General features: G+C 68.5%; 25 protein-coding genes and 1 pseudogene. 13 read left to right on the forward strand and 13 right to left on the reverse strand.

Translation table 11 applies throughout. The features are described 5' to 3' along the window. The first annotated feature begins 95 nt into the window (after positions 1 to 95). From Q9R39_RS08360 to Q9R39_RS08375, 4 genes are read left to right on the forward strand one after another with little or no spacing between them, the layout of a single operon-like run. Positions 96 to 1,214: a glycosyltransferase gene (locus Q9R39_RS08360; protein ID WP_226514295.1), complete on the forward strand. Its 1,119-nt coding sequence runs from the start codon at positions 96 to 98 to the stop codon at positions 1,212 to 1,214. Beyond that, the gene (locus Q9R39_RS08365; RefSeq protein WP_068970832.1) at positions 1,207 to 2,313 is read left to right on the forward strand and encodes a glycosyltransferase family 4 protein; all 1,107 of its coding nucleotides are present in this window, start codon (positions 1,207 to 1,209) and stop codon (positions 2,311 to 2,313) included. Before Q9R39_RS08360 ends, Q9R39_RS08365 begins: the two co-directional genes overlap by 8 nt. Beyond that, on the forward strand, positions 2,310 to 3,290 hold the full coding sequence (locus tag Q9R39_RS08370; protein WP_068970831.1) for a hypothetical protein: 981 nt from the start codon (positions 2,310 to 2,312) through the stop codon (positions 3,288 to 3,290). The genes Q9R39_RS08365 and Q9R39_RS08370 overlap by 4 nt, the downstream gene beginning before the upstream one ends. Next, positions 3,287 to 4,147, forward strand: a complete 861-nt coding sequence (locus Q9R39_RS08375) for a glycosyltransferase family 2 protein (protein ID WP_068970848.1) — start codon at positions 3,287 to 3,289, stop codon at positions 4,145 to 4,147. Before Q9R39_RS08370 ends, Q9R39_RS08375 begins: the two co-directional genes overlap by 4 nt. On the opposite strand, the gene Q9R39_RS08380 is transcribed toward Q9R39_RS08375, so the two are convergent. Beyond that, positions 4,119 to 4,544 (reverse strand): hypothetical protein, encoded by a 426-nt coding sequence (locus Q9R39_RS08380; RefSeq protein WP_058249946.1) that lies wholly within the window; start codon positions 4,542 to 4,544, stop codon positions 4,119 to 4,121. The genes Q9R39_RS08375 and Q9R39_RS08380 overlap by 29 nt on opposite strands. Before the next feature lie 323 nt (positions 4,545 to 4,867). On the opposite strand from Q9R39_RS08380, the gene Q9R39_RS08385 reads away from it, so the two are divergent. Together Q9R39_RS08385 and Q9R39_RS08390 are read left to right on the forward strand one after the other, a co-directional pair. Beyond that, entirely contained in the window at positions 4,868 to 5,317 is a 450-nt protein-coding gene (locus tag Q9R39_RS08385) for a hypothetical protein (RefSeq protein WP_277244049.1), read from the forward strand. Positions 5,318 to 5,320: 3 nt separating this feature from the next. After that, positions 5,321 to 6,499 (forward strand): zinc-dependent alcohol dehydrogenase, encoded by a 1,179-nt coding sequence (locus tag Q9R39_RS08390; RefSeq protein ID WP_226514119.1) that lies wholly within the window; start codon positions 5,321 to 5,323, stop codon positions 6,497 to 6,499. On the opposite strand, the gene Q9R39_RS08395 is transcribed toward Q9R39_RS08390, so the two are convergent. Further along, a complete protein-coding gene (locus Q9R39_RS08395) occupies positions 6,489 to 7,352 on the reverse strand; it encodes an RNA polymerase sigma factor SigF (protein WP_068970828.1) in 864 nt (287 codons plus the stop codon). The genes Q9R39_RS08390 and Q9R39_RS08395 overlap by 11 nt on opposite strands. 439 nt (positions 7,353 to 7,791) lie before the next feature. Between Q9R39_RS08395 and Q9R39_RS08400 the strand changes: the two genes are divergently transcribed. Then, positions 7,792 to 8,238, forward strand: a complete 447-nt coding sequence (locus tag Q9R39_RS08400; protein ID WP_137809467.1) for an STAS domain-containing protein — start codon at positions 7,792 to 7,794, stop codon at positions 8,236 to 8,238. Positions 8,239 to 8,329: 91 nt separating this feature from the next. On the opposite strand, the gene Q9R39_RS08405 is transcribed toward Q9R39_RS08400, so the two are convergent. Both Q9R39_RS08405 and Q9R39_RS08410 read right to left on the reverse strand, forming a co-directional pair. Then, the gene (locus Q9R39_RS08405) at positions 8,330 to 9,013 is read right to left on the reverse strand and encodes a GAF and ANTAR domain-containing protein (protein ID WP_078113773.1); all 684 of its coding nucleotides are present in this window, start codon (positions 9,011 to 9,013) and stop codon (positions 8,330 to 8,332) included. Between the two features lie 131 nt (positions 9,014 to 9,144). Then, positions 9,145 to 10,332 carry an acyl-CoA dehydrogenase family protein gene (locus tag Q9R39_RS08410; protein WP_259935344.1) on the reverse strand — a complete coding sequence of 396 codons (1,188 nt, stop codon included), beginning with the start codon at positions 10,330 to 10,332 and terminating at the stop codon, positions 9,145 to 9,147. 131 nt (positions 10,333 to 10,463) lie between these two features. Here Q9R39_RS08410 and Q9R39_RS08415 point away from each other — a divergent pair, with 131 nt between their 5' ends. Continuing rightward, a complete protein-coding gene (locus tag Q9R39_RS08415; RefSeq protein ID WP_269553950.1) occupies positions 10,464 to 11,471 on the forward strand; it encodes a LacI family DNA-binding transcriptional regulator in 1,008 nt (335 codons plus the stop codon). 3 nt (positions 11,472 to 11,474) lie between these two features. Here the strand turns inward: Q9R39_RS08415 and Q9R39_RS08420 are convergent, their stop codons facing one another. Further along, the gene (locus Q9R39_RS08420) at positions 11,475 to 11,792 is read right to left on the reverse strand and encodes a DUF2470 domain-containing protein (RefSeq protein WP_269553949.1); all 318 of its coding nucleotides are present in this window, start codon (positions 11,790 to 11,792) and stop codon (positions 11,475 to 11,477) included. Continuing rightward, a complete protein-coding gene (locus Q9R39_RS08425) occupies positions 11,785 to 12,516 on the reverse strand; it encodes a tyrosine-protein phosphatase (RefSeq protein WP_311277330.1) in 732 nt (243 codons plus the stop codon). The genes Q9R39_RS08420 and Q9R39_RS08425 overlap by 8 nt, the downstream gene beginning before the upstream one ends. A 93-nt stretch (positions 12,517 to 12,609) precedes the next feature. On the opposite strand from Q9R39_RS08425, the gene Q9R39_RS08430 reads away from it, so the two are divergent. Continuing rightward, the gene (locus Q9R39_RS08430; protein ID WP_311277331.1) at positions 12,610 to 13,242 is read left to right on the forward strand and encodes a flavin reductase family protein; all 633 of its coding nucleotides are present in this window, start codon (positions 12,610 to 12,612) and stop codon (positions 13,240 to 13,242) included. A gap of 24 nt (positions 13,243 to 13,266) precedes the next feature. Here the strand turns inward: Q9R39_RS08430 and Q9R39_RS08435 are convergent, their stop codons facing one another. The 7 genes and pseudogenes from Q9R39_RS08435 to Q9R39_RS08465 form a co-directional block, all read right to left on the reverse strand. Then, a complete protein-coding gene (locus Q9R39_RS08435) occupies positions 13,267 to 14,214 on the reverse strand; it encodes a PfkB family carbohydrate kinase (protein WP_311277332.1) in 948 nt (315 codons plus the stop codon). Beyond that, positions 14,211 to 14,786 carry a zeta toxin family protein gene (locus Q9R39_RS08440; protein WP_078113767.1) on the reverse strand — a complete coding sequence of 192 codons (576 nt, stop codon included), beginning with the start codon at positions 14,784 to 14,786 and terminating at the stop codon, positions 14,211 to 14,213. The genes Q9R39_RS08435 and Q9R39_RS08440 overlap by 4 nt, the downstream gene beginning before the upstream one ends. Then, positions 14,783 to 15,166, reverse strand: coding sequence for a TA system antitoxin ParD family protein (locus Q9R39_RS08445; RefSeq protein ID WP_078113766.1), 384 nt, complete (start codon positions 15,164 to 15,166; stop codon positions 14,783 to 14,785). Before Q9R39_RS08445 ends, Q9R39_RS08440 begins: the two co-directional genes overlap by 4 nt. A 123-nt stretch (positions 15,167 to 15,289) precedes the next feature. Beyond that, positions 15,290 to 15,838, reverse strand: coding sequence for a peptide-methionine (S)-S-oxide reductase MsrA (msrA, locus tag Q9R39_RS08450; protein ID WP_078113765.1), 549 nt, complete (start codon positions 15,836 to 15,838; stop codon positions 15,290 to 15,292). Continuing rightward, complete coding sequence (gene msrB / locus Q9R39_RS08455; RefSeq protein ID WP_311277333.1) at positions 15,835 to 16,329, reverse strand: peptide-methionine (R)-S-oxide reductase MsrB; 495 nt, start codon at positions 16,327 to 16,329, stop codon at positions 15,835 to 15,837. Before msrB ends, msrA begins: the two co-directional genes overlap by 4 nt. Before the next feature lie 156 nt (positions 16,330 to 16,485). Continuing rightward, positions 16,486 to 17,708: pseudogene (locus tag Q9R39_RS08460) on the reverse strand (acyl-CoA dehydrogenase family protein). 78 nt (positions 17,709 to 17,786) lie between these two features. Continuing rightward, positions 17,787 to 18,875 (reverse strand): VOC family protein, encoded by a 1,089-nt coding sequence (locus tag Q9R39_RS08465; RefSeq protein WP_165629533.1) that lies wholly within the window; start codon positions 18,873 to 18,875, stop codon positions 17,787 to 17,789. Between the two features lie 246 nt (positions 18,876 to 19,121). Between Q9R39_RS08465 and Q9R39_RS08470 the strand changes: the two genes are divergently transcribed. Genes Q9R39_RS08470 through Q9R39_RS08485 form a run of 4 tightly spaced genes read left to right on the forward strand, consistent with a single transcriptional unit; the run spans position 19,122 to position 23,322 of the window. Then, entirely contained in the window at positions 19,122 to 20,015 is an 894-nt protein-coding gene (locus Q9R39_RS08470; protein WP_165629532.1) for an acetaldehyde dehydrogenase (acetylating), read from the forward strand. After that, complete coding sequence (dmpG, locus tag Q9R39_RS08475) at positions 20,012 to 21,067, forward strand: 4-hydroxy-2-oxovalerate aldolase (protein ID WP_058249712.1); 1,056 nt, start codon at positions 20,012 to 20,014, stop codon at positions 21,065 to 21,067. Before Q9R39_RS08470 ends, dmpG begins: the two co-directional genes overlap by 4 nt. A 4-nt stretch (positions 21,068 to 21,071) precedes the next feature. After that, positions 21,072 to 22,565 (forward strand): aldehyde dehydrogenase, encoded by a 1,494-nt coding sequence (locus Q9R39_RS08480; RefSeq protein ID WP_068970815.1) that lies wholly within the window; start codon positions 21,072 to 21,074, stop codon positions 22,563 to 22,565. Between the two features lie 4 nt (positions 22,566 to 22,569). Beyond that, on the forward strand, positions 22,570 to 23,322 hold the full coding sequence (locus Q9R39_RS08485; RefSeq protein WP_058249710.1) for an SDR family NAD(P)-dependent oxidoreductase: 753 nt from the start codon (positions 22,570 to 22,572) through the stop codon (positions 23,320 to 23,322). Positions 23,323 to 23,346: the final 24 nt, after the last annotated feature.

Genomic DNA, 23,346 nt, shown 5'->3' on the forward strand with positions numbered 1-23,346 from the left:
CCTAGTGAACGGATGTGGCAGTGAGCAGTGCGCAGCCAGGCGGAACAGCAACCCTCGAGACAACGGGGTCGAACACGACACGAGGTCTGTCGACGATGTCGGCGGGCCTCGGTTCGCGGAGGGGCGGTGCGACCCGCGTGCGCGTCGCGTCGGTGCCGCACTCCCACGTGTACGTCCGCCACCTGTCGCCGCTGAACGGTACGGTCAGCGGGCTCGACACCGGCCCGGTCTCGGTCGTACGCCTGCCCGACCCGGTGCCGGCCGACGGCGCCAAGGTGCCGGGCGGCTGGTGGCCCCCGCTGATGCTCGACCCCGCGTGGATCGCCCGCAACCACAACGAGTTCGACGTCTTCCATCTCCACTTCGGGTTCGACGCCGTCGAGCCGGCCGTGATGTCGAAGGTGATCGATGAGCTGCGCACCCACGGCAAACCACTCGTGTACACGCTGCACGATCTGCGCAATCCGCATCACCCCGAACCGGGACGCCACGAGGAGGTCTTGGACATCCTCGTACCGGCGGCGGATGAGGTCATCACCCTGACCCCCGGCGTCTCCCGGGAGATCGCGCGCCGCTGGCAGCGCAAGGCGACCGTGCTGCCTCACCCGCATGTCGTGCCGCCCGGCCGATTCGGTCCGCGCGCGCCGCACGCCGACGACTTCGTGGTGGGGGTGCACGCCAAGAGCATTCGCGCCAACATGGATCCGCTGCCGGTGATCATGACCCTGCTCGAGGCGGCCGCGGACTACCCGGACATGACGGTTCAGATCAACCTCCACGACGAGGTGTTCGTCCCCGGGGAGCACGCGTACAACCCGGACTTCGGCACCACGGCGCTGGCACTCTCCCGGCATCCGTATGCGCGCGTACTCGTGCACGAGTACTTCTCCGACGATCAGCTGTGGGATTACTTGCGGAGCGTGGACGTGTCGGTACTGCCGTACCGATTCGGTACCCACTCCGGGTGGCTCGAGGCCTGCCACGATCTCGGAACCACCGTGATCGCGCCGAGCTGCGGCTTCTACCGCGAGCAGCAGGACTGCCTGTCCTTCGAGTTCACCGAGGACACCTTCGATCCGGACTCACTCGTTTCTGCTCTGGCACAGGCATATTCGGCTCGTCCCGCGGCGGCCTCGTGGCCCGACCGGCGCGCGCAGCGCGAGTCGCTCGCCGAGCAGCACGCCGCCCTCTACACCAGGGCTCTGGATGCGTGACACGTTGAGGATCGCCATCGTCGCGTCGAGCCGCTACCCGATCGCGCAGCCGTTCGCGGGCGGACTCGAGGCCCACGTCTGGCATCTCACTCGCGCCCTCACCCTCGCCGGTCACGAGGTCACGCTGTTCGCGGGCGCGGGCAGCGATCTGCCGGTCGACTCGGATCGCCTGCGCGGCGAATTGTTCGAGCCCTCCGCGGCCGCACGCTCGGATGTGTCGATGCCCCAACTCGAAGCACTGCAGGATCATCACGCGTACCTGTCGCTCATGCTGTCGTTCACCAACAACCCCGGCGACTACGACGTGATCCACAATCACAGCCTGCACTACCTCCCGGTCGCCATGGGTCCGGCCGTCGAGACCCCGATGGTCACCACGCTGCACACCCCGCCGACGCCGTGGCTCGAGTCCGCGCTGACCCTTGCGCCCGGTACGCGTTGTGTCGCCGTCAGTCGGCACACGGCACAGTCCTGGTCGCATGTGCTCGGCGAGATCCCGGTGGTGCACAACGGGGTTCAGTTGGACCGCTGGCCCGCCGGCCCCGGCGGAGACGACCTGGTGTGGTTCGGCCGGTTCGTACCGGAGAAGGGCGCCCACCTCGCGATCGAGGCCGCCCAGCGCGCGGGCCGTCGACTCCGGTTGGCCGGACCCATCAGCGACACAACGTATTTCGAGCAACAGATCGCCCCGTCGCTGGGCGGGCTCGTCCACTATGAGGGACACCTCCACCAGCACGACCTGGCGCGATTGGTCGGCTCCTGCGGCGCGACCCTGGTGACCCCGGTGTGGGACGAGCCCTACGGTCTCGTGGTGGCCGAATCCCTCGCCTGCGGCACCCCGGTGGCGTGCTTCGCCCGTGGCGGTATCCCCGAGATCGTCGGCGAGCACGCCGGCGTCCTCGTGCCGCCGGGCGACATCGACGCGCTGGCCCTCGCGGTGGACGATGCGCTCACCCTCGACCGGGGCCTCGTGCGTCGGCGCGCGGAGGACCACTGCACGGACATCGCGATGATCGATCGGTACCTCGACATCTACGCCGATCTGGTCGCCGGGCGCCCGTTGGCCGACTCCTCGCTCCCCCGGGAGGTCGGGGTGTGATCGGTTACTACGTTCACCATCAGGGCCGCGGACACTGTTCCCGGGCCACTGCCGTCGCCGGCCACCTCGGCACCGACGTCGTCGCGCTGACCAGCGCGTCGCTTACCGCCCCGGTGTTCAGCGAGGTGATCACGCTCGAGCGCGACGACGCCGACCCGCAGCCGCGGGACGTCGACGCCGGCGGCCTGCTGCACTGGGCCCCACGGCACGACGGCGGACTACGCACACGCATGGCGCAGCTGGCCGAGTTCGTCGAGACGCGCCGACCGGCCGCCGTCGTCGTCGACGTATCGGTGGAAGTCACCCTCTTTCTCCGGCTGATGGGCGTGCCGGTGATCGTGACGGCGCAGCCCGGCGTTCGCGACGATCTGCCGCATCAGCTCGCCTACCGGGCGGCCGATGCGATCATCGCGCCCTGGCCCGCCGAGCTGTATCAACCGGACTGGCTCCGGGAGCATCTGCCGAAAACGGTCTTCACCGGCGGTATCTCGCGGTTCGACGGACGACTCCCCGTGTCCCACCCCACCTTCGCCGCCGACATCCTCGTCGTCACCGGCGCGGGCGGGGTACCGGGTGCCCCGCATCCGGCGACCACACTCGGCGAGGAGCTCCCGGAGCACACCGTCGTCGGACTCGGACCCGCCTTCGGCACCTGGGTCGACGACCCGTGGCCCTTCCTGTGCAGTGCGCGGGTGACCGTCATCGGCGCGGGTCAGGGAAGCGTGGCCGACGCCGCCGCGGCCGGGCGCCCGGCGGTGGTCATCCCCGAGGACCGACCCTTCGCCGAACAACGGGCAACCGGCAACACCCTCGCACGCTCCGAACTCGCCCTCGTCACGTCGTCATGGCCGTCCGCCGAACGCTGGCGCTCGATTCTCGACACCGCCGGGAGTTCGTCGCCGGAGTGGTCGCGGTGGCACACCGCCGGCGCCGCCGAACGTGCGGCGCGGGCGATCGAGGCGGTCGCGCACCGATGACCGGCGTCCCCGAGGTGGCCGCCGTCATCACGATCGTGTCGGGGCGGCACCGCCACCTTCGACGACAACTCGAGGCGTTCGCCCATTCGACCCGGCGGCCCGACCTGCACTACGTGGTGGCCATGGACGACCCCGACATCACATCTGTCACCGACGGTCATCCGGTGGAGGTCATCCGGTTCGCCAACGACGACCCGGACACCCTGCAACTCGCCGATGCCCGGAACGCCGGCGCCACGGCCGCCATGACCGCGGGGGCCTCGCTCTTGGTGTTCCTCGACGTCGACTGCATCCCCGGCCCGGACATGCTCGAGCGCTACCTCCGCTCGTGCACGGCGACACCGGACCTGAAAGTCCTCTACTGCGGCCCGGTCACCTACCTCCCCTGCGACCAGCCGACCTTCGATGCGCGCGAGCTCGCCCGGTTCACCGATCCGCACCCGGCGCGTCCGTCACCGGGAACCGGGCAGACACAACTCTCATCGGAGCTGATGCTCTTCTGGTCGCTGTCGTTCGCGGTCCGGGCGACCGATTGGCTCGCCCTGGGCGGCTTCCACCCCGGCTACCGCGGTTACGGCGGCGAGGACACGGACTTCGCGATGTCCGCGCGCGACAACGGGTTTCGGATCGCCTGGGTTGGTGGCGCACACGCCTACCACCAGCACCATCCGGTCTCGAACCCGCCGGTCGAACACCTTGCGGACATCCTCCGCAACGCACGGGTGTTCCACCGGCGATGGGGCACCTGGCCCATGGAGGGGTGGCTGCGCGCGTTCGCCGACCGCGGCCTGGTCGCCTACGACACCGCAGGCGACGAGTGGCTCCGGGTCAGCGACGGAACTTCGAGAACCCGATGACGACGCCGCGGGAGGCGGCACCCGGGAGCGGTTCGTCGTAGGAGATCGTGTGGGTGTCGGTGACGGTCTGCACGATCCGCCATCCGAAAGTCGACTGCTTCAGGGTCACGTCCGGGACGAGCTCCCCCCGGATCTCGCCGATCACGCCCTGCGACGACATGTGCAGGGTCAGTTCGATGGACGACTCCTCAGCGGCGGCGGAGATGATCTGCGAGCAGATCTCGTCCACGGCCACCTTGGCGTCGATGACGTCGTCAAGCGCCCAGTCGTCGATGTACAGCGCGGTCTCGACCAGAGCGCGCACCAGCGCGAGACGATCGGTGGCGGCCGGAACCCGCAGGACCGTCGGCGTACCGCCGTCGATCGATAGCTGGGACGTCGCGTCGGAATCGGTCATCAAATGAGTCTTCTTCGCCCGTTGATTGGTGGTGCCGATCTCGGCTGGTCTGGTCATGAGTGCCCCGTGATTCCGTGTTCCAAACCGCGGCCGGAGGACCTTGCCGCGCTGAACGTGCCCCCCCGAACACGTGTCGACACGTTAGCAGAGCGTTTACCCAGATCATGACTCGATGAGATTCACGTCTCCATCCGTCCCATGACCGACGCGGGCGCGGTGGGGCGACGTTTCATCGCCGGCCGCTCGCGGTAAACCCTCCGCACCGAGGCCGGTGTCGAGCACGCCGGCCACCGAGCCCGACCAGACAGCGCAGGGAGTGCACCATGCCAGATCTGACACCTGAACGAGAAGTCGCGTCGCGTGAGGCCATCGCGCGGCGCCCGGCACGAAAGTCGCGAGGACTGAAGGCCGTCGGCCTACTCGGCTTCGTCTGCCTCGGACTGATGCTGGTGCTCGCCGGCATCGCCATCGCCGCCGGTGCGAGCGACCGCGATGCGACGGTGTGGCTGGCGGTCGGCGCCGTCGTCATGGGTCTGCTCGCGATCGGACTGCTGATCGGCAGCCGCGTCCTGCTGCGACGTCGCGCAGCCCGGGACGGCGATCGGGCCCATCAGGACCCGATCCAGCCCGAGACCACCGCCGAGGAAGCCGAACGCTATGAGGAGCGGTTCCACGACTTCCCGGTGGAACACGCCGGAAAGAGTGAACGAGGACGAGACGACCGCCTCGAGGAGATTCGCGACGAGCGTCGAGCCGACAACGGAAAGGCCTAGAGAATGCGTGCAGTGACCTGGCAGGGCAAGCGAAACGTCTCGGTCGAGACGGTGCCCGACCCGAAGATCATCGAACCGACCGACGCCATCATCAAGGTCACCTCGACCAACATCTGCGGGTCGGACCTCCACCTCTACGAGGTTCTCGGTCCGTTCATGCAGGCGGGCGACATCCTCGGGCACGAGCCGATGGGGATTGTCGAGGAGGTGGGCAGCGACACCGGCGACCTGCGGGTCGGCGACCGTGTGGTCATCCCCTTCCAGATCTCCTGCGGCTCTTGCCTTTTCTGCAACGAGGGCCTCATGACGCAGTGTGAGACGACCCGCGTCACCGAGCAAGGGATGGGCGCCGCGCTGTTCGGCTATTCCCAGCTCTACGGCTCCGTGCCCGGTGGGCAGGCCGAGTACCTTCGGGTGCCGCAGGCCCAGTTCACCCACATCAAGGTGCCGCTGGAGAAGCCCGACTCGCGGTTCGTCTATCTCTCGGACGTGTTGCCGACGGCCTGGCAGGCCGTCACCTACGCCGAGATCCCCCAGGGCGGAACCGTCACGGTGCTGGGCCTCGGCCCCATCGGCGACATGGCTGCCCGCATCGCCGCGCACCAGGGAGCGCGGGTCATCGGTGTCGACCGCGTGCCCGAGCGACTCGCCCGGGCGGAGGCCCGCGGCATCGAGACCGTGAACTTCGACGCGGTCGACAACGTCGGCGACGCCATCCGCGACCTGACCGGAGGACTGGGTACCGATTCGGTCATCGACGCTGTCGGGATGGAGGCCCACGGGTCGCCGGTCAACAAGGCGCTGCAGAGCGTCGTCGGCCTGCTGCCGGACGCCGTCGCCCGCAAGGCGATGTCGGAGGTGGGTACCGATCGGCTGGGCGCGCTCTACTCGGCGATCGACATCGTCAAACGCGGCGGCACGATCTCGCTCTCCGGGGTCTACGGCGGCGCGGCCGACCCGCTGCCGATGCTGACCATGTTCGACAAGCAGATCCGGCTGCACATGGGTCAGGCGAACGTGAAGCGCTGGGTCGACGACATCATGCCGCTGCTGACCGACGACGACCCCTTGGGCGTCGACACCTTCGCCACCCACGAACTACCGCTCAGCGAGGCACCGAAGGCCTACGAGACATTCCAGAAGAAGGACGACGGAATGGTCAAGGTGATTCTCAAGCCGTGAACCCGCGTGGCGTGCCGCGGCCCTTCGTCGCGGCACGCTCGCTGTCGGCCTGCGATCCCGGCCTGGAGTTCTCGTCATCGTCATCGACGACTTCCGATCGCAAGGTCTCGAGAATCCGCGTCAGCAAGCGCGACACATGCATCTGGGAGATCCCCACCTGACGCGCGATCTCGCTCTGCGACATGGACTTGAAGAACCGCAACGTGAGGATGGTGCGCTCGCGTTCGGTCAGCCGCTCGAGGGCCGGCTGCAGCGTGACGAATTCTTCGACGAGTTCCAGTCGCGCGTCCTCGTCGCCGAGGGTGTCGGCCAGCGTCCAGCCGTCGGTCGACGAACCGGCTTCGGCATCGATCGAGCTCGCCGTGTAGGCCGACCGGGCGACCATGCCCTCGATCACCTCGCTGACGGGCAGCCCGAGGTGCTGGGCGATCTCACTCGGGCGCGGCGACCGTCCGAGGGACTGCAGCAACTCCTCGCTGGCCTTGGCGATGTTGAGCGACGCCTCCTGGGCCCGGCGTGGCACGCGGATGGACCAGGTGCTGTCGCGGAAGTAGCGCTTGACCTCGCCCATGACGGTCGGGACCGCGAAGGCCAGGAAATTATTGCCTCGTTCGACGTCGAAACGGTCGACGGCATGCATGAGACCGATCCGCGCCACTTGACGCAGGTCGTCAATGGGTTCCCCGCGCTCCGAGAAGCGCCTGGCGACATGGTCTGCCAGGGGCAGGCACCTCGCGATGACGTCCTCCCGCAGCCGGGCACGACGAGCGTCGTCCTTCTCCTCGTGCATGGTCCGCAGAGCCGGAAGGACATCACTGTAATCGTCGTGATCGCCCCGGTCACCCGACGCCATTCTCACCACCAGACTTCGAAGACAGCTCGAGATCGATGCGCAGACCTCGTGCCGCATCCAGAACAGGACTGATGTGCGCACCGGGTTCGACGCATATCCGAGTCCACCCAACCACGGTCGCCCGGCGGCGTCCAGCCACGGCGGCCCTCGGCTGGTCAGGGCGTCGCGTGGCAGGAACACACCGCATAGAAACTGCCGAAGTGGGCACAACCTTGTAGGTCGCTCTTGTGCAACGTAGGGTAAGAGATGCGGTTCAGGTAGAAGCTGCGTTCTAGAGCGTTGGGCGCCCAGGGCCTTCTCGCTTTCCACCATCACGCTCAATCCCTCTGACCGGGTGATCGTGAACTTGGGGTACTGACGTCGATTCGGTGCAGCACCAAGGCTTCCGATCCAGAAGTGACGGTCGTGGCCAGACGCACTTGACTGAATTGAGAACATCATGGCTCTCACCTCTTCGACCATCTTTCGTTCGGCGTTCGATCCCACTGCGGAGTCCGCGCCGAAGGCCCATTCCCACCAGTTGGTCTCCCCGAAATCGTATTGCGTGCAAGGCTTCTCCGGCAGCGTCGACCGCGACTCGGCGGCCGACTTCGCCGCCGCTCTCGACCGCGTGATCAGCGGCCCCGTCGACGGCATCGTCCTCGACTTCTCGGGCCTGAACTTCTTCGGAACCGTCGGGTTGGTGCTACTGCGTTCGTTCATCGACGACGCCGGTCGCCGATTCGTCCCAGTGGTGGTCGTGGGTGGCCGCGCGGTGACCCGCCCCCTCGAACTCTGCGGAATGGCGCCGTATGTCAAGACTTTCGAGTCCATCGAGGACGCGGGACGCGCTCTGACCCAGGATCAGGTCGGGCCGAGCACGGTGGAGTTCACCGTCACCGAGTGACCAACCTTGCCCCGTGAGATGCAGGGAGCGGGTCTCCTGCCCCCTGAGGTGCGAGGAGCGCAAGCGACGAGCCTCGAAGGGTCGCGTCAGGTCACCGTGTGACGGTGATCTGACGCGCGATGTCGACCAGCTTGGTGTTCGAGTCCTGCGACAGGCGCTTCAGCAGGTCGAAGGCGGCCACCGCGTCGATGTCGAACCGTTCCATCAGCATGCCCTTGGCCTGACCGATGACGTCCCGGTTGGCCAGGGCGCTGTGGAACTGCTTGTCCTTCTTCACCTTGTTCCACGCGAGGGCGGCATGCGTCGCGAAGACCACCCCGATGTCCTCGGCGTGAAGGTCGAAGGCGAACGGCTCGTCGGCGTAGAGGTTCAACGCCCCGATCGACGTGGTGTCGGCGAAGAGCTGGAACGACAGGACGGAACGAATCGGCGTCTCGACGAGCGCGCGGCGGCGGTATTCGGGCCAGCGCTGCTCGTTCTCGAGGTCGTCGACTCGGACGATGCGATCGGCGAGCGCTGCCGAGATGCACGGTCCCTCACCGAGTTCCGCTTGAATACGGTCGTGTACGTCGGCAACGTCGTGCGTGGACCCGAACGACGCGATCGATTTTCGGTCGATTGCGACGGTGAGGCCGGCGTACGCGACTCCGGGGATGTCGACCAGCGCGTTCTCGACGATCGTCTTCGCAACCTGCTCGTCGGAGTCGTCGCCGTGGAGTTCACGCGCCAGATCCGCGATCTTGCGGTGAACGTCATCGTCAGCCGGATCGGTCATGGTCGAACCCCTTTCGACGCCCGACGTGAGCGAACGACCACGGACGCGCATTGTTCGGCGTGCTCGTCCAACGTAACCCACTGCGCCACGTTCCGTGGGCGCCGGTGGTTACCGCCAGGCGCCCGACTGCCTCAGCGAAACGCCGCCGACCCGGTGAGTGCGCGCCCGATCGTGAGCTGGTGGACCTCCGAGGTCCCCTCGTAGGTGAGCACCGACTCCAGGTTGTTGGCGTGCCGGATCACCGGATACTCCAGAGTGATGCCGTTCGCGCCCAGGATGGTTCGGCATTCGCGGGCGATCGCGATCGCCTCGCGGGTGCTGTTCAGCTTGCCGGTGCTGACCTGCTCGGGCGTGAGTTCGCCGCGGTCCTTCAGACGGCCGAGGTGGTAGGCCAGCAGGTGACCCTTGCCCACCTCGAGCGCCATGTCGGCGATCTTGGTCTGGGTGATCTGGTAGCCGGCCAGCGGCTTGTCGAACACCTGGCGGGACTGCGCGTACTCGATGGCCGCCTCGAGGCAGTCGCGGGCGGCACCCATCGCTCCGAAGATGATCCCGAAGCGGGCCTCGCCGAGAGCGGTCAGCGGTCCGCGCAGCCCCTCCGCCTTCGGCAGCATCGCCGAGGCGGGAAGGCGCACGTCGTCGAACACGAGCTCGGAGGTGACCGAGGCGCGCAGCGACATCTTCTTGGTGATCTCCGGCGCCGAGAACCCCGGTGTGTCGGTCGGGACGACGAACCCGCGGATGCCGCCGGGACTGTCGGCGAGGTCGGTCTGCGCCCACACCACCGCGACGTCGGCGATCGAACCGTTGGTGATCCACATCTTCGTCCCGTTGAGCACCCAGTCGTCGCCGTCCCGCTTGGCGTGGGTGCGCATCCCCGACGGGTTGGACCCGAAGTCGGGCTCGGTCAGGCCGAAACAGCCGATCGCCTCGCCCGCCGCCATCCGCGGCAGCCACTCGTTCTTCTGCTCCTCCGAACCCCAGTGGTGGATGGAGAACATCGCCAGCGAGCCCTGCACCGAGACCAGACTTCGGATGCCGGAGTCGACGGCCTCGAGTTCCAGGCACGTCAATCCGTAGGACATCGCGCTCATCCCGGGGCAGCCGTAACCCTCGAGGTGCATGCCGAGCGCTCCGAGCCCGCCCAGCTCGCGGGCGATGTCGCGGGCCGGCAGCCGGGCCTCCTCGAACCAGTCGGCGATGTGCGGACGCAACTTCGACGCCGCGAAGTCCCGCACGCTGTCACGGATCGCGATCTCGTCGGCGTCGAGCAACGAGTCCAGGGCGAAGAGCTGGGGCAACGTGCTGGTGCGGGACATGGCGGACCTCCGTCGAGAATGGGACTCGCGCGGACCGAGGGCCGTCGACGAGAACGTTTGCACGAACGTTTGCATCGCCTAAGGTAGGTGTTCGATGCCCATCGGGTCAATGAGGAAGAGAGAGGATCAGCGTGGTCAGTGGTCAGCGCGCCCCCACGCTGAAGGAGATCGCCCGGCGTGCCGGCGTACACGTGTCCACCGCCTCCCGGGTGCTGCGACAGTCCGAGCCCGCCGACGGGTGGTCGGCGTCGGCTCTGCGGGTGCGGGAGGTGGCCGACCAACTCGGTTACCAGCGCAATGTGTGGGCGGCCAGCCTGCGGACCCGCCGAACCACCACGATCGGGGTCGTGATGACCCGCCTCACCGACGGCGTCGTGGCCACGACCTACCAGGGCATCGAACAGGCGGCCACCCGGGCCGGGTACTCGGTCCTGCTGTCGTCCCCGCCCGACGAGGAGGCCGCTCAGCGACGGGCCATCGAACTCCTCGTCGGCCGGCAGGTCGACGGTCTGCTGCTCAGCGGATTACACCTGCCGGGCCGGGACTTCGTGGAGTCCCTGCGGGTCGGCGACCTCCCGATGCTCACCCTCACCCGGCACGCCGAGGCCGGACTCCCCTTCGTCGGCGGCGACGACGTGCGCGGCGGACGCATCGCCGCCCGGCATCTCCTGGAGCGCGGTCACACCGACCTCGCCGTCATCGGCGGGCCCGGCCACGCCACGACGGCCACCGACCGGCTCCGCGGGTTCCGCGCCGAGCTGGCTCATGCCGGGATCACGCTGTCCCACGACCGCATCGTCGCTTCCGACTTCGAGGTTCACGGCGGGACGGCGGCCGGGCGTGCATTGCTCGATCGTCCGGACCGTCCCCGGGCGATCTTCGCGGTGTCGGACACCATCGCCATCGGAGTCCTCGGTGTCGCCCGCGACCTCGGACTCCGCATCCCCGACGACCTCGCCCTGATCGGCTACAACGACATCCCGGTGGCCGCCCAGCTCCCCGTGCCGCTCACGACGGTCCGCTCCCCCGCTCGGGAGATCGGCGAGACCGCGGTGCGCGGCCTCCTCGACCTCGCCGCCGGGCGGGACGTCGAATCCCGCCGCCTCCCGGTCGAACTGATGGTTCGCGGGAGCACGTGACCCTCAGGGCGCAGAGGTACCCGAACGTTCTTGCGCCGCACGGAACATCGCGACGACCGCGGTGCGGACGTCGCCACGATCGCGGACCGGGCGATCCCAGGCGAGCCGCACCCCGACGACCCCCTCGAGAACCGTGGCGTCGAACGTCGCTGCCTCGTGGTCGAATCCGGTCATCCGCGCCGCGACCGCATCGGGCCGCCCGCCCAGCACACGGCAGATCAGCAGCGAGTCGTCGGCATGATCGTCGTTCATGTGCGCGAGCACGGCTGCCACGACACCCGGGCTGAATTGGGCTGATTCCGAAGTGTTCTCGTCAGTCACGCCCGGCCTCCTCGCCCTCGGGACGCACGAACCTCGAGACCCAGCCCCGGAAGTGGTCGACGTCGCCGCCGTGCTCCTCGAACCATCCCCACGCACCGCCGCGCGCACCGGTCACGTCCCCGACGACGAGTTCGATGGCCTCGCGCGGGGTGCGCAGGATCGGGGCGTCCAGCGTGGTGCCCGCCGGGATCCGCTTGCGGGACCGCAGACGCGCGAACACCCCGGCGATGCCGTCCTCGGTCCGGTGATAGTCGGTGACGACCGCTTCCTCGTCGACGCCCGCCAACAGCAGAGCGATCGCGATGATCACCCCGGTCCGGTCCTTGCCGGCAGCGCAGTGCACGAGCGTCGCGCCCTCGGAGTCGAACTCGTTCAGCGCGGCGGTGAGTCGATGCCCGCCCGTGCGCATCATCGCGGTGTAGATCTCGACGAGCGCGGTGTCGGCGAGGCGGTCGACGCGGGCACCCGAGGACACCGGACGGTGCACGACGCGAACGTTCGGCGGCCAGGTGACGGCCATCCGGCCCAGCTCGGTGGGGTCGCGCAGATCGACGACGGTCGCCGGCGGCCAGGGCAGGCCGACGGGGTCCTCGTCGTCGGGATACGGGGCATCGCTGCGGATCAGCACGTTGGCGGCGGTGACGCCGCCGCCGGCGACCCGCATACCGCCCAGGTCCCGGATGTTGGCGAAGGTCCGCAGGTCAGAGGCGGAGGAGAGGGTCACGGCGGTCCCGATCGTCGATGTGCGCGGTGGTCGGTCGCACCTCACCTTACGCAGGCGATGGAACGGTTGGCGGGCTGACGTACCGTGGCGATGGTGACGACCTACCACTCCTACGAGCCGTCGCAGGGCCACCGACTCTCCCACGACCCGGTGAATGCCATCGTCGCGCCGCGGCCGATCGGCTGGATCTCGACGGTGTCCGACGACGGTGTCGGCAACCTGGCTCCCTACAGCTTCTTCAACCTCTTCAACTACACGCCGCCAATCGTCGGTTTCGCCAGCGTCGGTTACAAGGACACCGTCGCCAACTCGATCGGGTCCGGCGAGTTCGTCTGGAACCTCGCCACCGACCATCTCGGCGAGCAGATGAACGCCACCTCGGCTGCGGTGCCCGCCGGCGAGGACGAGTTCGACGTCGCCGGCCTGACGCGCCTCGCCTCTGATCTCGTGGCCCCGCCACGGGTCGGCGAGAGTCCGGTGAGTTTCGAGTGCCGAACCACCCAGTCGTTCCAATTACGCACGGCCGCAGGCGACCTCGTCGACACCTGGATGGTGCTGGGCGAGGTGGTCAAGATCCACATCGCCACCCATCTGTTGCGCGACGACCAGACGTACGACACGGCCGGCGCTCGACCGCTGCTGCGCGCGGGCGGGCAGGGCGACTACTTCCTGCCCAGCGACGACCACCACCGGTTCATGAAACGGCCGAAACCGGCCACCCGCTAGCGGCTCCCTCTCGGCCGGTTCCGCTCACATCGCGCGGCGGATCTCGTCGTCGCTCGGCATCCCGGCCCGGGCACCGACCGCCGCGACGGACAGCGACGCCGCCGCGACACCACGTCTCGCCGCCTCGACGACCGTCGAGCCGGCGGCGAGCGCGGCCACGAACACGCCGTTGAAGGTGTCACCCGCACCGGTCGTGTCGACGACCCGCGCGACCCGTCCGGCGGGGAGCGAGATCACCTCGGACGCGGGGTCGGCGATCAGGACGCCATCGGCACCGAGGGTCACGAGAACCGGTGCGCCCGTTCGGGATGCGACCGCCGTCGCCTGTTCGGCCGCCGATATCTCCGGCGCGGCCACACCCTCGGAGACGAGTCCGTACAGGTCCCGCAGTTCAGAGGAGTTGGGCGTCAGTACCGGCGCCGACGCCATCAGGTCGACGGTCGACGGCAACACCGGGGCGGGGTTGACGACGCAGCGGATACCCCGGGCGGCGGCCGTCGTGACCGCCGCGGCGACGGCGTCGGCCGGGATCTCGGTGCTGACGAGGACACAGCCGGCCCAGCCCGCCGCACGGTCGACCACGGCACGGACCTCGTCGGTGCCGAGGACGGCATTCGCGCCTGCCCCGACGGCGATCTGGTTCTCCCCGTGCGGATCGACGACGATCAGCGCCATCCCGGTGGCGACGCCGTCGAGCACGTCCACGTCCGTCACGTCGACACCGGAGTCCCGCAGTTCGGCGAGTGCGCTCGCGCCCATGTCGTCGGAACCCACAGCGCCGCAATATCGCACCCCGGCACCCGCACGCGCCGCGGCGACGGCGGCGTTCGCACCCTTGCCGCCGCCGTGACGTGTCACGGACGGACCGACGACCGTCTCACCGGGCCCCGGCAGACGGTCGGTCGCCACCACGAGATCGACGTTGACAGCGCCGACGACGAGAAGCCGGCCGGCTCGATCGAGGGAAGTCATCGTGCCTTCGTATCCGTCAGCGCACCCGGCGTCCAGTCCGGCCAGTCGGGTACGCCGGCGACCAGACCGTCGACGTACCGCGCGACGATGCGCGTGGTCGGTTGCTCGTTGGCGTACACGGTTGCCAGGTCACTCCGCGCGATGGCCGTCCGGACGAGCGGCCACAGGCGTCGGAACCGCTCGCGGATCTTGACCTCGGGGACCGCGTGCCCGCCACTGTCCACGCGCAATCGGACGCGATGGACCGCGAGAGCCTCGGGGATCATCACGACGTGCAGCGCGACTCGGTATCCGGCGGTATGCGCACGTTCGATGAGCTCCAGTTTCGAGGGGTGCGAGAAGACCGTCTCGGCGATGAACGAGGTGCCGCGCTCGATGAGAGTGTCGCGGGTCGCCGCCGCCAACCGGGCGGCGTCGTAGGAATGGGCTTCCGCGGAGTCGGGCCACCGCTGCCGGGCGATCAGGTCGGCGTTGACGAAGGGCACATGCAGCAGGGGCTGCAGATGACGCTCGACCAGCGTCGACTTACCCGCGCCGTTGCATCCGACGACCAGATCGAGCCGCGGAGTCACTGCTCGAGGATGACGCTCGTCCCGTCGGGGCGGTGTTCGACGAGCCGTCCGGCGTCATCGACGACCACCGAGGACAACCCTGCCGAGGCACGACGAACCACGTGGTCGTCGGTCGCGAGCCGCGCTTCGAGATGGGCGTCGACCTCGGCGTCGTAGACGACGGCTTCCTCTGCGGTCAGCACCTCTCCCGACAGATCGCCCGCCAGCGCGGCCTCGACCCGCTGACGCGACGCGGTGGTGCGCTGCGAGACGCTGCGCCCGAGACGCGCCCAGTGTTCGAGTTGCTGCCGCGCCGACCGCTGCTCTCGCGCGCCCTCCCGGGCCGCATCGGTCACCAATGCGGCAGACAGCCGGGTCACCTTGTCCGTACCGGTGCTCATCGCACACCTCCCGCGCGTGTGTAGCAGAGTGCTACATCGCCCCAGCATACGCCGACGAACCCGTCGACGGTCGTTGTCGCATGACCGTCGACGGGCGTCGGCACTGTCAGCCGGCCTCGCGCGTCACCGCGTGGACGCCGCGTCCCGCTTCGGCAGCACCCATCCCGGGCGCGGGAAGTGGCAGGTGTACCCGTTCGGGAAATTGAGCAGATAGTCCTGATGTTCGGGCTCGGCCTGCCAGAACGGACCCAGCTCCTCGATCGTCGTGACCGCCTTGCCGGGCCACAGCCCCGACGCATCGACGTCGGCGATGGTGTCGCGGGCGACCTTCTCCTGTTCCGGTGTCACCGGGAAGATCGCCGAGCGGTAGCTCGTGCCGACGTCGTTCCCCTGCCGGTTGCGCGTGGTCGGGTCGTGGATCTGGAAGAAGAACGCCAGGATGTCGCGATACGACGTCTGGGTCGGGTCGAACACGATCTCGACGGCCTCCGCGTGACCGGGGTGGTTGCGATAGGTGGCGTGGTCGTTCTGTCCGCCGGTGTAGCCGACCCGGGTGTCCAGGACGCCGGGCTGCTTGCGGATCAGGTCTTCCATCCCCCAGAAGCATCCGCCCGCGAGGACCGCGGTCTCGGTGCCGGGACGGACGGTGATCTGGCCGGGGTCGGTCGTCATGCGTTCTCCTCCTGGGTATCGGTGGTGTGGGAATTCGTGGTGTGCGTGCCGCCGAACAGGCCGGCGTACTCGCCGTACCCCTCCGCCTCGAGCTCGCCAACCGGGATGAACCGCAACGAGGCGGAGTTCATGCAGTAGCGCTGTCCGCCGGCCTCGCGCGGCCCGTCGTCGAAGACGTGCCCGAGGTGACTGTCGGCGCCGGACGAGCGCACCTCGGTGCGTCGCATCCACAGGGTGCGGTCGGTCTTGGTGGCGACCGCGTCGGGCTCGACGGGCCGGGTGAAGCTCGGCCAGCCGGTGCCGCTGTCGTATTTGTCGGTCGACGAGAACAGCGGCTGTCCGGACACGACGTCGACGTAGAGGCCGGGTTCGTGGTTGTCCCAGTACTCGTTGTCGAAGGCACGCTCGGTGCCGTCACGCTGGGTGACGCGGTATTGGATGTCGGTGAGGCGGTTCAACGCCTCGGGGGTCTTGCGGTAGGTGTTGCTCACGTTTCCTCCTGCTGACGCTCCCCCGGCTCCGTCGAGCGACGGCGCTCGGAGGGCGTCACCGTGCACAACACCACCATGCCCCGATTTGGTCCCGCGACGCCAAGGGCCGCCGCCCACCGGGGTGGACGACGGCCCGGAAGGTCGTCAGCGCGTCGATCAGCCCACGACGTCGCGACCGAAGATCTGCCGCGCGAGCACCCACCGCTGTACCTCGCTGGCGCCCTCGTAGATCTCCCCGATCTTGCTGTCCCGGTACAGGGCCTCGACCGGACCCGACGAGTCGTCGTCGCCGAGCTCTTGCGTGAATCCGAAGCCGCCGAACGCCTGGACCGCGTCGCGGGCCATCTGGACCGCGACCTCGGTGCCGCGCAGCTTGGCCATCGCCGCCTCCGGTTCGGGAAAGCGCGTTCCGGCGTCGAGCCGCATCGCGGCCTTGATGTACAGGTCGCGCGAGATCGCGATCTCGGTCGCGCGGTCGGCCATCAGGAACTGCCAGTGCTGCCGGGCTGCGAGCGGTTCGCCGAAGGCCACCCGGGTGCGCAGGTGGGCAGCGGTGCGGTCGAAGGCGGCTTGCGCCATGCCCACACCCGCCGCCGCGATCCCGATACGTCCGTAGGTCAGCGTCTGCAGGGCGACCTTCAGCCCGCCGCCCTCGGTCCCGAGCAGGGACTCACGCCCCAGCTCCACCTCGTCGAGGTGCACGTCGGCGGTAATCTGGCCCTTGTTCCCGAGCTTGCGATCCGGCGTACCCACCCGGACCCCCGGGGTGTCGGTCGGGACGATGAACGTCGAGAGCCGGTCACCGGTGCGAGCGAGGACCACGACGAACGCGGCGACGACGGAATTGGTGATCCACCGCTTGCGCCCGTTCAGCACCCATCCGTCGCCGCGGCGGTGCGCCACGGTCTGGACCGCCTCGGGTGAGAGATCGCTCGACGCGGCCGGCTCGCTGGTGGCGAAGGAGCCGACGATCTCGCCGGCGACGACCGGGGCCAGCCACCTGCGGCGCTGCTCGGCGTGCCCTGGTTGACGGCATTGCCCGCGAGGATGCAGTGGACGTCGAAGATCGCGGCGACGCTGTTGGAGAAGTACGCCACTTCTTCGACGGCGGTGGCCGTCGCGGTGGCCGGGTGAGCCAGTCCGTCGCCGCCGACATCGGCCGCGAAGGGGATGCGGTAGATCCCCGCCGTGGCCAGCCGATCGAACACGTCACGTGGGAAGCCGTCGAGTCGCTCGTCGCCCCGCGCGATCCGGTCGGCCACCGGCGCGACGTCGCGAAGCGCGACCTGCCGAACCCTGCGACGGACCTCGACTACCTCCTCGGGCGACACGAGGTCGTGGTACAGGGTGTCGGCGATCCGCGGCGGATGGTCGGGCATGTCGTCGGACGACGACACCCTGGTGATGTCGATGACAGTCAAGGAGTCTCCTGTTCTGATCGAACCGATCGACCCGGCTCAGACCGGCGCATCGGCCACGGCACGGGAGTGCTCGATCTCGTCGGGCATCAGTTCGACGACCGCCTCGGCCTCCGGCGCGGGCCCGCCCGGTCCGAAGTCGGCGAAGGCGGTGATGTGCTCGTCGAGCGGGAGCGGATTGGGCGTGCCGTAGGTGAAGTAGGTCTCCCACGGCAGCTTCGCACCGCCGACGGCCAGACCGGTGTCGATGTCGGACATCTGCCAGGTCTTCGTCTCGGCGGACGGATCGAGATGCAGGTATCCGGACTCGCCGAACAACTCGATGCGGTTGCCACCGGGTTCGAACACGTAGAGGAACTGACCCTGGGTGATCCCGTGTCGGTCCGGGCCGGCCTCGATGCGGATGTCGTACTCGCGGAACATCTCCACGGCGTCGATGTTGTGCTGACCCGTGCCGTAGTAGAAGGCGAGGTGATGCAGTTTGCCGCGCCCGCCGGTCATGTCGCGCATGCAGGCGACCTCGTGGCCGAGGATGTTCGAACTCATCCAGGCGCCGATCTCGACATCACCGTCGACGACGCGCTCGGTGGTGCGGAACCCGAGGTGGCGTTCGAACTCGGTCTTGACCGCGGTGACGTCCGAGGCCATCAGGTTGAGGTGGTCGATGCGCTTGACCGGAATCCCCTGCAACGGCTTCTTCGACGGCCGGGTGAGGATCTTGCTCTGCAGTTCCGGTGGCGCGACGTAGGTCTCGGCTTCCCACACCAGCGCGAAGTCGTGACCGTCGGCGGTCTTGTATGCCAGCGTCTTGCCGTAGCCGAATTCGTCTTCGTGCCAGGAGGTGTCGATGTTCGCACCCTGCAGCGAGGCGGCACGGCGTTCGAGCGCCTCCGGAGAGCTGGTCCGCAGGCCGGCATGACCCATCCCGGGCTCGGCGGCCTCGGTGATCTTCAGACTCCAGGGGTAGGGGTCCTCGTAGGCCCGGAGGTAGACGGACTGGCCTTCGCGCCGGGTGACGTACATGCCCAGGAATCGGGTGAAGAAGTCGAGGGTCTCCTGCGGCTTCGGGGTCAACAGTTCGGCACGGGCGAGGTGCGCGACATCGAAGCGTGCGGCGTTCTCGGTCATCGTTTCTCCTGTGGATCGGGCGCCACCGGATCTCGGTGGCTGCTGGCTGATGAGCCTCAGCATGGCGACGAGATGTGACTGCCGTCACCGCCATTCGGGATATCCGAACAACGGTGCCGCCGATGCGCTCCGCGTTCGGACTGCCCGTGCCTTGGCCCCGGAGACGGCAACCGCTCCTTAGGTTCGGTGTCGAGCACGCCGACGGCAACCGAGACCGAACGTGCGCACGAGCAGAGGAGACATGCGATGAGCCGGTTGACCGCCGCCATTGTGGGATCGGGCAACATCGGGACGGACCTGATGTACAAACTGCTGCGGTCCGAGTACGTAGAACCGGTCCACATGGTCGGGATCGATTCCGCCAGTGAGGGTTTGCGCCGGGCGCGCGAGGAAGGACTCGAGGCGTCGGCCGAGGGCGTGGACTGGTTGCTACGGCAGTCCTCGCCCCCCGACCTCGTCTTCGAGGCCACCTCCGCCAAGGTCCACGCCGCCGTCGCGCCCCGCTACGCCGACGCGGGGATCACCGCGATCGATCTGACGCCCGCCTCGGTCGGCCCTTACGTCGTCCCCGCGGTCAACCTCCGCGAACACGTGAACGCGCCCAACGTGAACATGGTGAGCTGCGCCGGGCAAGCCACCATCCCGATCCTCCACGCGATCAACCAGGCCGCCGACGCCGCCTACGGAGAGATCGTCGCGGCCATCGCGTCGGCGAGTGCGGGTCCGGGAACGCGGCAGAATCTGAGCGAGTTCAGCGAGAAGACGGGGCGCGCCCTGGCGCAGGTCGCGGGAGCGGACCGGGCCAAGGCGATCTCGGTGATCAACCCGGCCGAACCGCCGATGAACATGCGCGACACGGTGTATGCGAAAGTGCGCAACCCTGATCCCGTGGCCATCGAACGCGCCGTGGTCGACATGGTCGCCGAGGTCCAGCGCTACGTCCCCGGTTACACCCTCAAGCTCGTCGACACCGATGGCGATCTGGTGACCGTGATGCTCGAGGTCGTGGGCGCCGGCGACTTCTTACCCACGTACGCAGGCAATCTCGACATCATCACCGCGGCCGCCGTGCAGGTCGCCGAGGTGATGGCGCAGGAGAGGGCCGCAACAGTGACACTTCAGACAGGAGCACTGCGATGACCAGCCAGTCCCCGGCCCGCGGGCCACGATCGGTCACCCTAGTCGACACGACGCTGCGTGACGGGATGTCGAGTGTCTCGCACCGGTTCACCACACGCGACGTCGCCGCCATCGCGGCCGGCCTCGACCGGGCCGGCGTCCCGACAATCGAAGTGGCACACGGCATCGGTCTCGGTGCGTCGTCGGTCCAGTACGGCTTCGCCGCGGCCACCGACCCCGAGTACGTGCGCGCCGCCGTCGACGCGGTCGACAACGCTGACATCGCGGCCCTCTACGTACCGGGCATCGCGACGCTGAACGAACTGCAGGCGGCGGTGGACGCCGGCATCTCGACCGTCCGCGTCGCCGTCCACTGCACCGAAGCCGATTGCGGGCAGCAGCCTGTCGAATGGGCGAAGGAGAACGGTCTCACCGTGATGACCTTTCTCATGATGAGCCACAAACTCGAACCCGACGCACTCGCCGAGCAGGCGGCCAAGCTCGACTCCTACGGCGCCGACGTCGTTTACGTCGTCGACTCCGCAGGTGCGCTCGTCCCGCGGCAGGCCGGCGAGCGGGTCGCGGCACTGCGCGAGGCGATCTCCGCGGACATCGGTTTCCATGCCCACAACAACCTCGGTGTCGGGATCGCCAACGCGCTCACCGCAGCCGAGAACGGTGCCACCTACATCGACGGCTCGCTACGGGGGCTCGGCGCCAGTGCCGGCAATGCCCAGACCGAAGTCCTCGCCGCCGCATTCGAACGCGCGGGCTGGGACACCGGCGTCGAGCTGTTCCCGCTCATCGACACCGCCGAGAACGTCGTGGCCCCACTGATGACCGAGCCGCAGATCGTCGACGAGACCGCGCTCGTGCTCGGCTACGCGGGTGTGTATTCCACGTTCTTCCACCCCACCAAGCGCGCTGCGAAGAAGTTCGGGGTCCCGGCCCGGGACATCCTGCTCGAACTCGGCCGGCGCGGGGTGATCGGCGGCCAGGAAGACATGATCATCGATGTGGCCTCGGAACTCGCGGGTCGCACGTACGAGACGCCCGTCGCGGCGGAGGTGTGAGGAAATGACTCTTTCCAGCCATCTGAAAAACACCGATCAGAGCGGTACTGCCGAGGTTCGCCACCTCATCGGGAACGAGTGGCGGACGGCCTCGGACGGCGCGACGTTCGAGTCGCGCGACCCGCACGACGGCGCGCTGCTCGCCCGGGTGGCGCGCGGCACCGTCGACGACGGCGTCGCGGCGATCGACTCTGCCCGCACCGCTTTCGACGACGGGCCGTGGCCGCAGATGTCACCCAAGGAACGCGCGGCGATCCTGCATGCGGTCGCCGACGCCGTCGACGAGCACCGAGAGGAGCTGGCACAGCTCGAAACCCGTGACGGCGGCAAGACGATCACGCAGTCGCTGCACGCCGAGATCCCGCGGGTGGCCCACAACCTGCGCTTCTTCGCCGATTACGTCTCGATGGCCGCGAACGAGGCCTACCCGGACGGCGATCTGCTCTCCTACGTCCTCTACCCGCCCGCCGGGGTCGTGTCCGCGATCAGTCCGTGGAACGCGCCGCTGATGCTGGCGACATGGAAGATCGCGCCCGCACTTGCCTTCGGCAACACCGTGGTCCTCAAACCGGCACCGCAGACACCGTTGACCGCCAACCGTTTCGCGCAGATCGCGCTCGAGGCGGGTCTGCCGCCCGGGGTGCTCAACGTCGTCCACGGCTTCGGTGGTGAGGCCGTCGCCGGACCGCTGACCTCCGATCCGCGCGTCGACCGCATCACCTTCACCGGATCGAGTGCCACGGGCGTGAAGATCCTGCAGGCGGCCGCCGCGAACCACACGCCTGTCTCGGCCGAGATGGGTGGCAAGTCGGCCAACATCGTGTTCGCCGACGCCGATCTCGATGTGGCCGTGCCGATGTCCCTTCGGGCCATCTTCGGCGGCAACGGGCAGGTCTGCCTGTCGGGTTCGCGACTGCTGGTGCAGAACTCGATCCGCGAGCAGTTCGTCGAGCGCTTCGTCGAGGAGGCGCGGAAGCTCGTGGTCGGGGACCCGAAGGACCCGACGACGTTCATGGGGCCGCTCATCGAGCAGCGTCACCTCGACAAGGTGCACAGCTATGTCGAACTCGCGCAGGATGAAGGCGGCAAGATCATCACCGGCGGCGAACGACTCACCGACCCCGATCGGGCGGGCGGCTTCTACTATCCGCCGACCGTCATCACCGGCCTGACCAATGACTCCCGCACGGCACGTGAGGAGATCTTCGGTCCCGTCGAGACGGTTCTGGGCTTCGACACCGAAGAGGAGGCGCTGCGCATCACCAATGACTCCCCCTACGGTCTCGCCGGAATCCTGTTCACGCAGAACCTCGATCGGGCTCATCGGATGGCGGCTCGCTGGAAGGCCGGCACGGTCTGGATCAACACCTTCTTCGAACGCGATCTCCGGCTGCCCTTCGGCGGTGAGGGCATCAGCGGCCTGGGTCGCGAGGGTGGCCAGTACTCCCGGGAGTTCTTCACCGAGCCGCGCGCGGTGACGCTCCGCATCCGGAAGTAGGCCCGTGTCCACAACCGAGACATGTGTGGTCGTCGGCGCGACCGGCGCGATGGGGACCGTGTGCACACGACGCCTGGTGGCACGCGGGATGCGGGTTCTCGCGGTGGGGCGCCGTGCCGAGGAACTCGAACAGCTCGCGGCAACAGACGAGCTGATCATCCCGTGCGCGGCCGACATCGCCGAGGACTGGTCCGTGGACGCGATCCGATCCTGCCTCGACGGGCCCGTACGACTCGCGGTGTTCGCGGCCGGTCTCCCGGTGCGCGGCTCCGCGGACGCGATCGAGCCATCGCTGCTGGCCACCGCGGCCAACATCAAGGTGGCCGGCACCGTCCGGTTGCTGCGAGCAGTCCGCGACCATCTCGCCGACGGCTCGCGGTTCGTCGCGGTCGCGGGTTCACTCGGACTCGAACCGGGGCCCCTCGACGCGGGACCGGGTACCGCCAATGCCGCGTTGTTCAATCTGATGCGACAAATCTCGGCACTCTATGGACCCCGGGGTGTCACCGTGCACACCATCGCGCCCGGGCCCATCGACACCCCTCGGCTCCGCGCCTTCGTCGACACCGAATCGCGTGAGACCGGTGCCGCGCCGCAGGAGATCTGGGACAGGTACACGGCCAAGACCTCGCTGGGTCGCCTGCCCACACTGGACGAGATCGCCTGGCTCGTCGAGATGCTGCTCGAGCCCCAGGCCGCCGTGCTGCACGGCAGCGTCCTCAACGCCGACGGCGGAACTCGCCACGGCATCCAGTAGCCCGGTCCGAAACGGACGCAGGCA

Origin of the sequence: Gordonia sp. AC31 (assembly GCF_031844505.1) — a bacterium.
Taxonomy (GTDB): Bacteria; Actinomycetota; Actinomycetes; order Mycobacteriales; family Mycobacteriaceae; genus Gordonia; species Gordonia hongkongensis.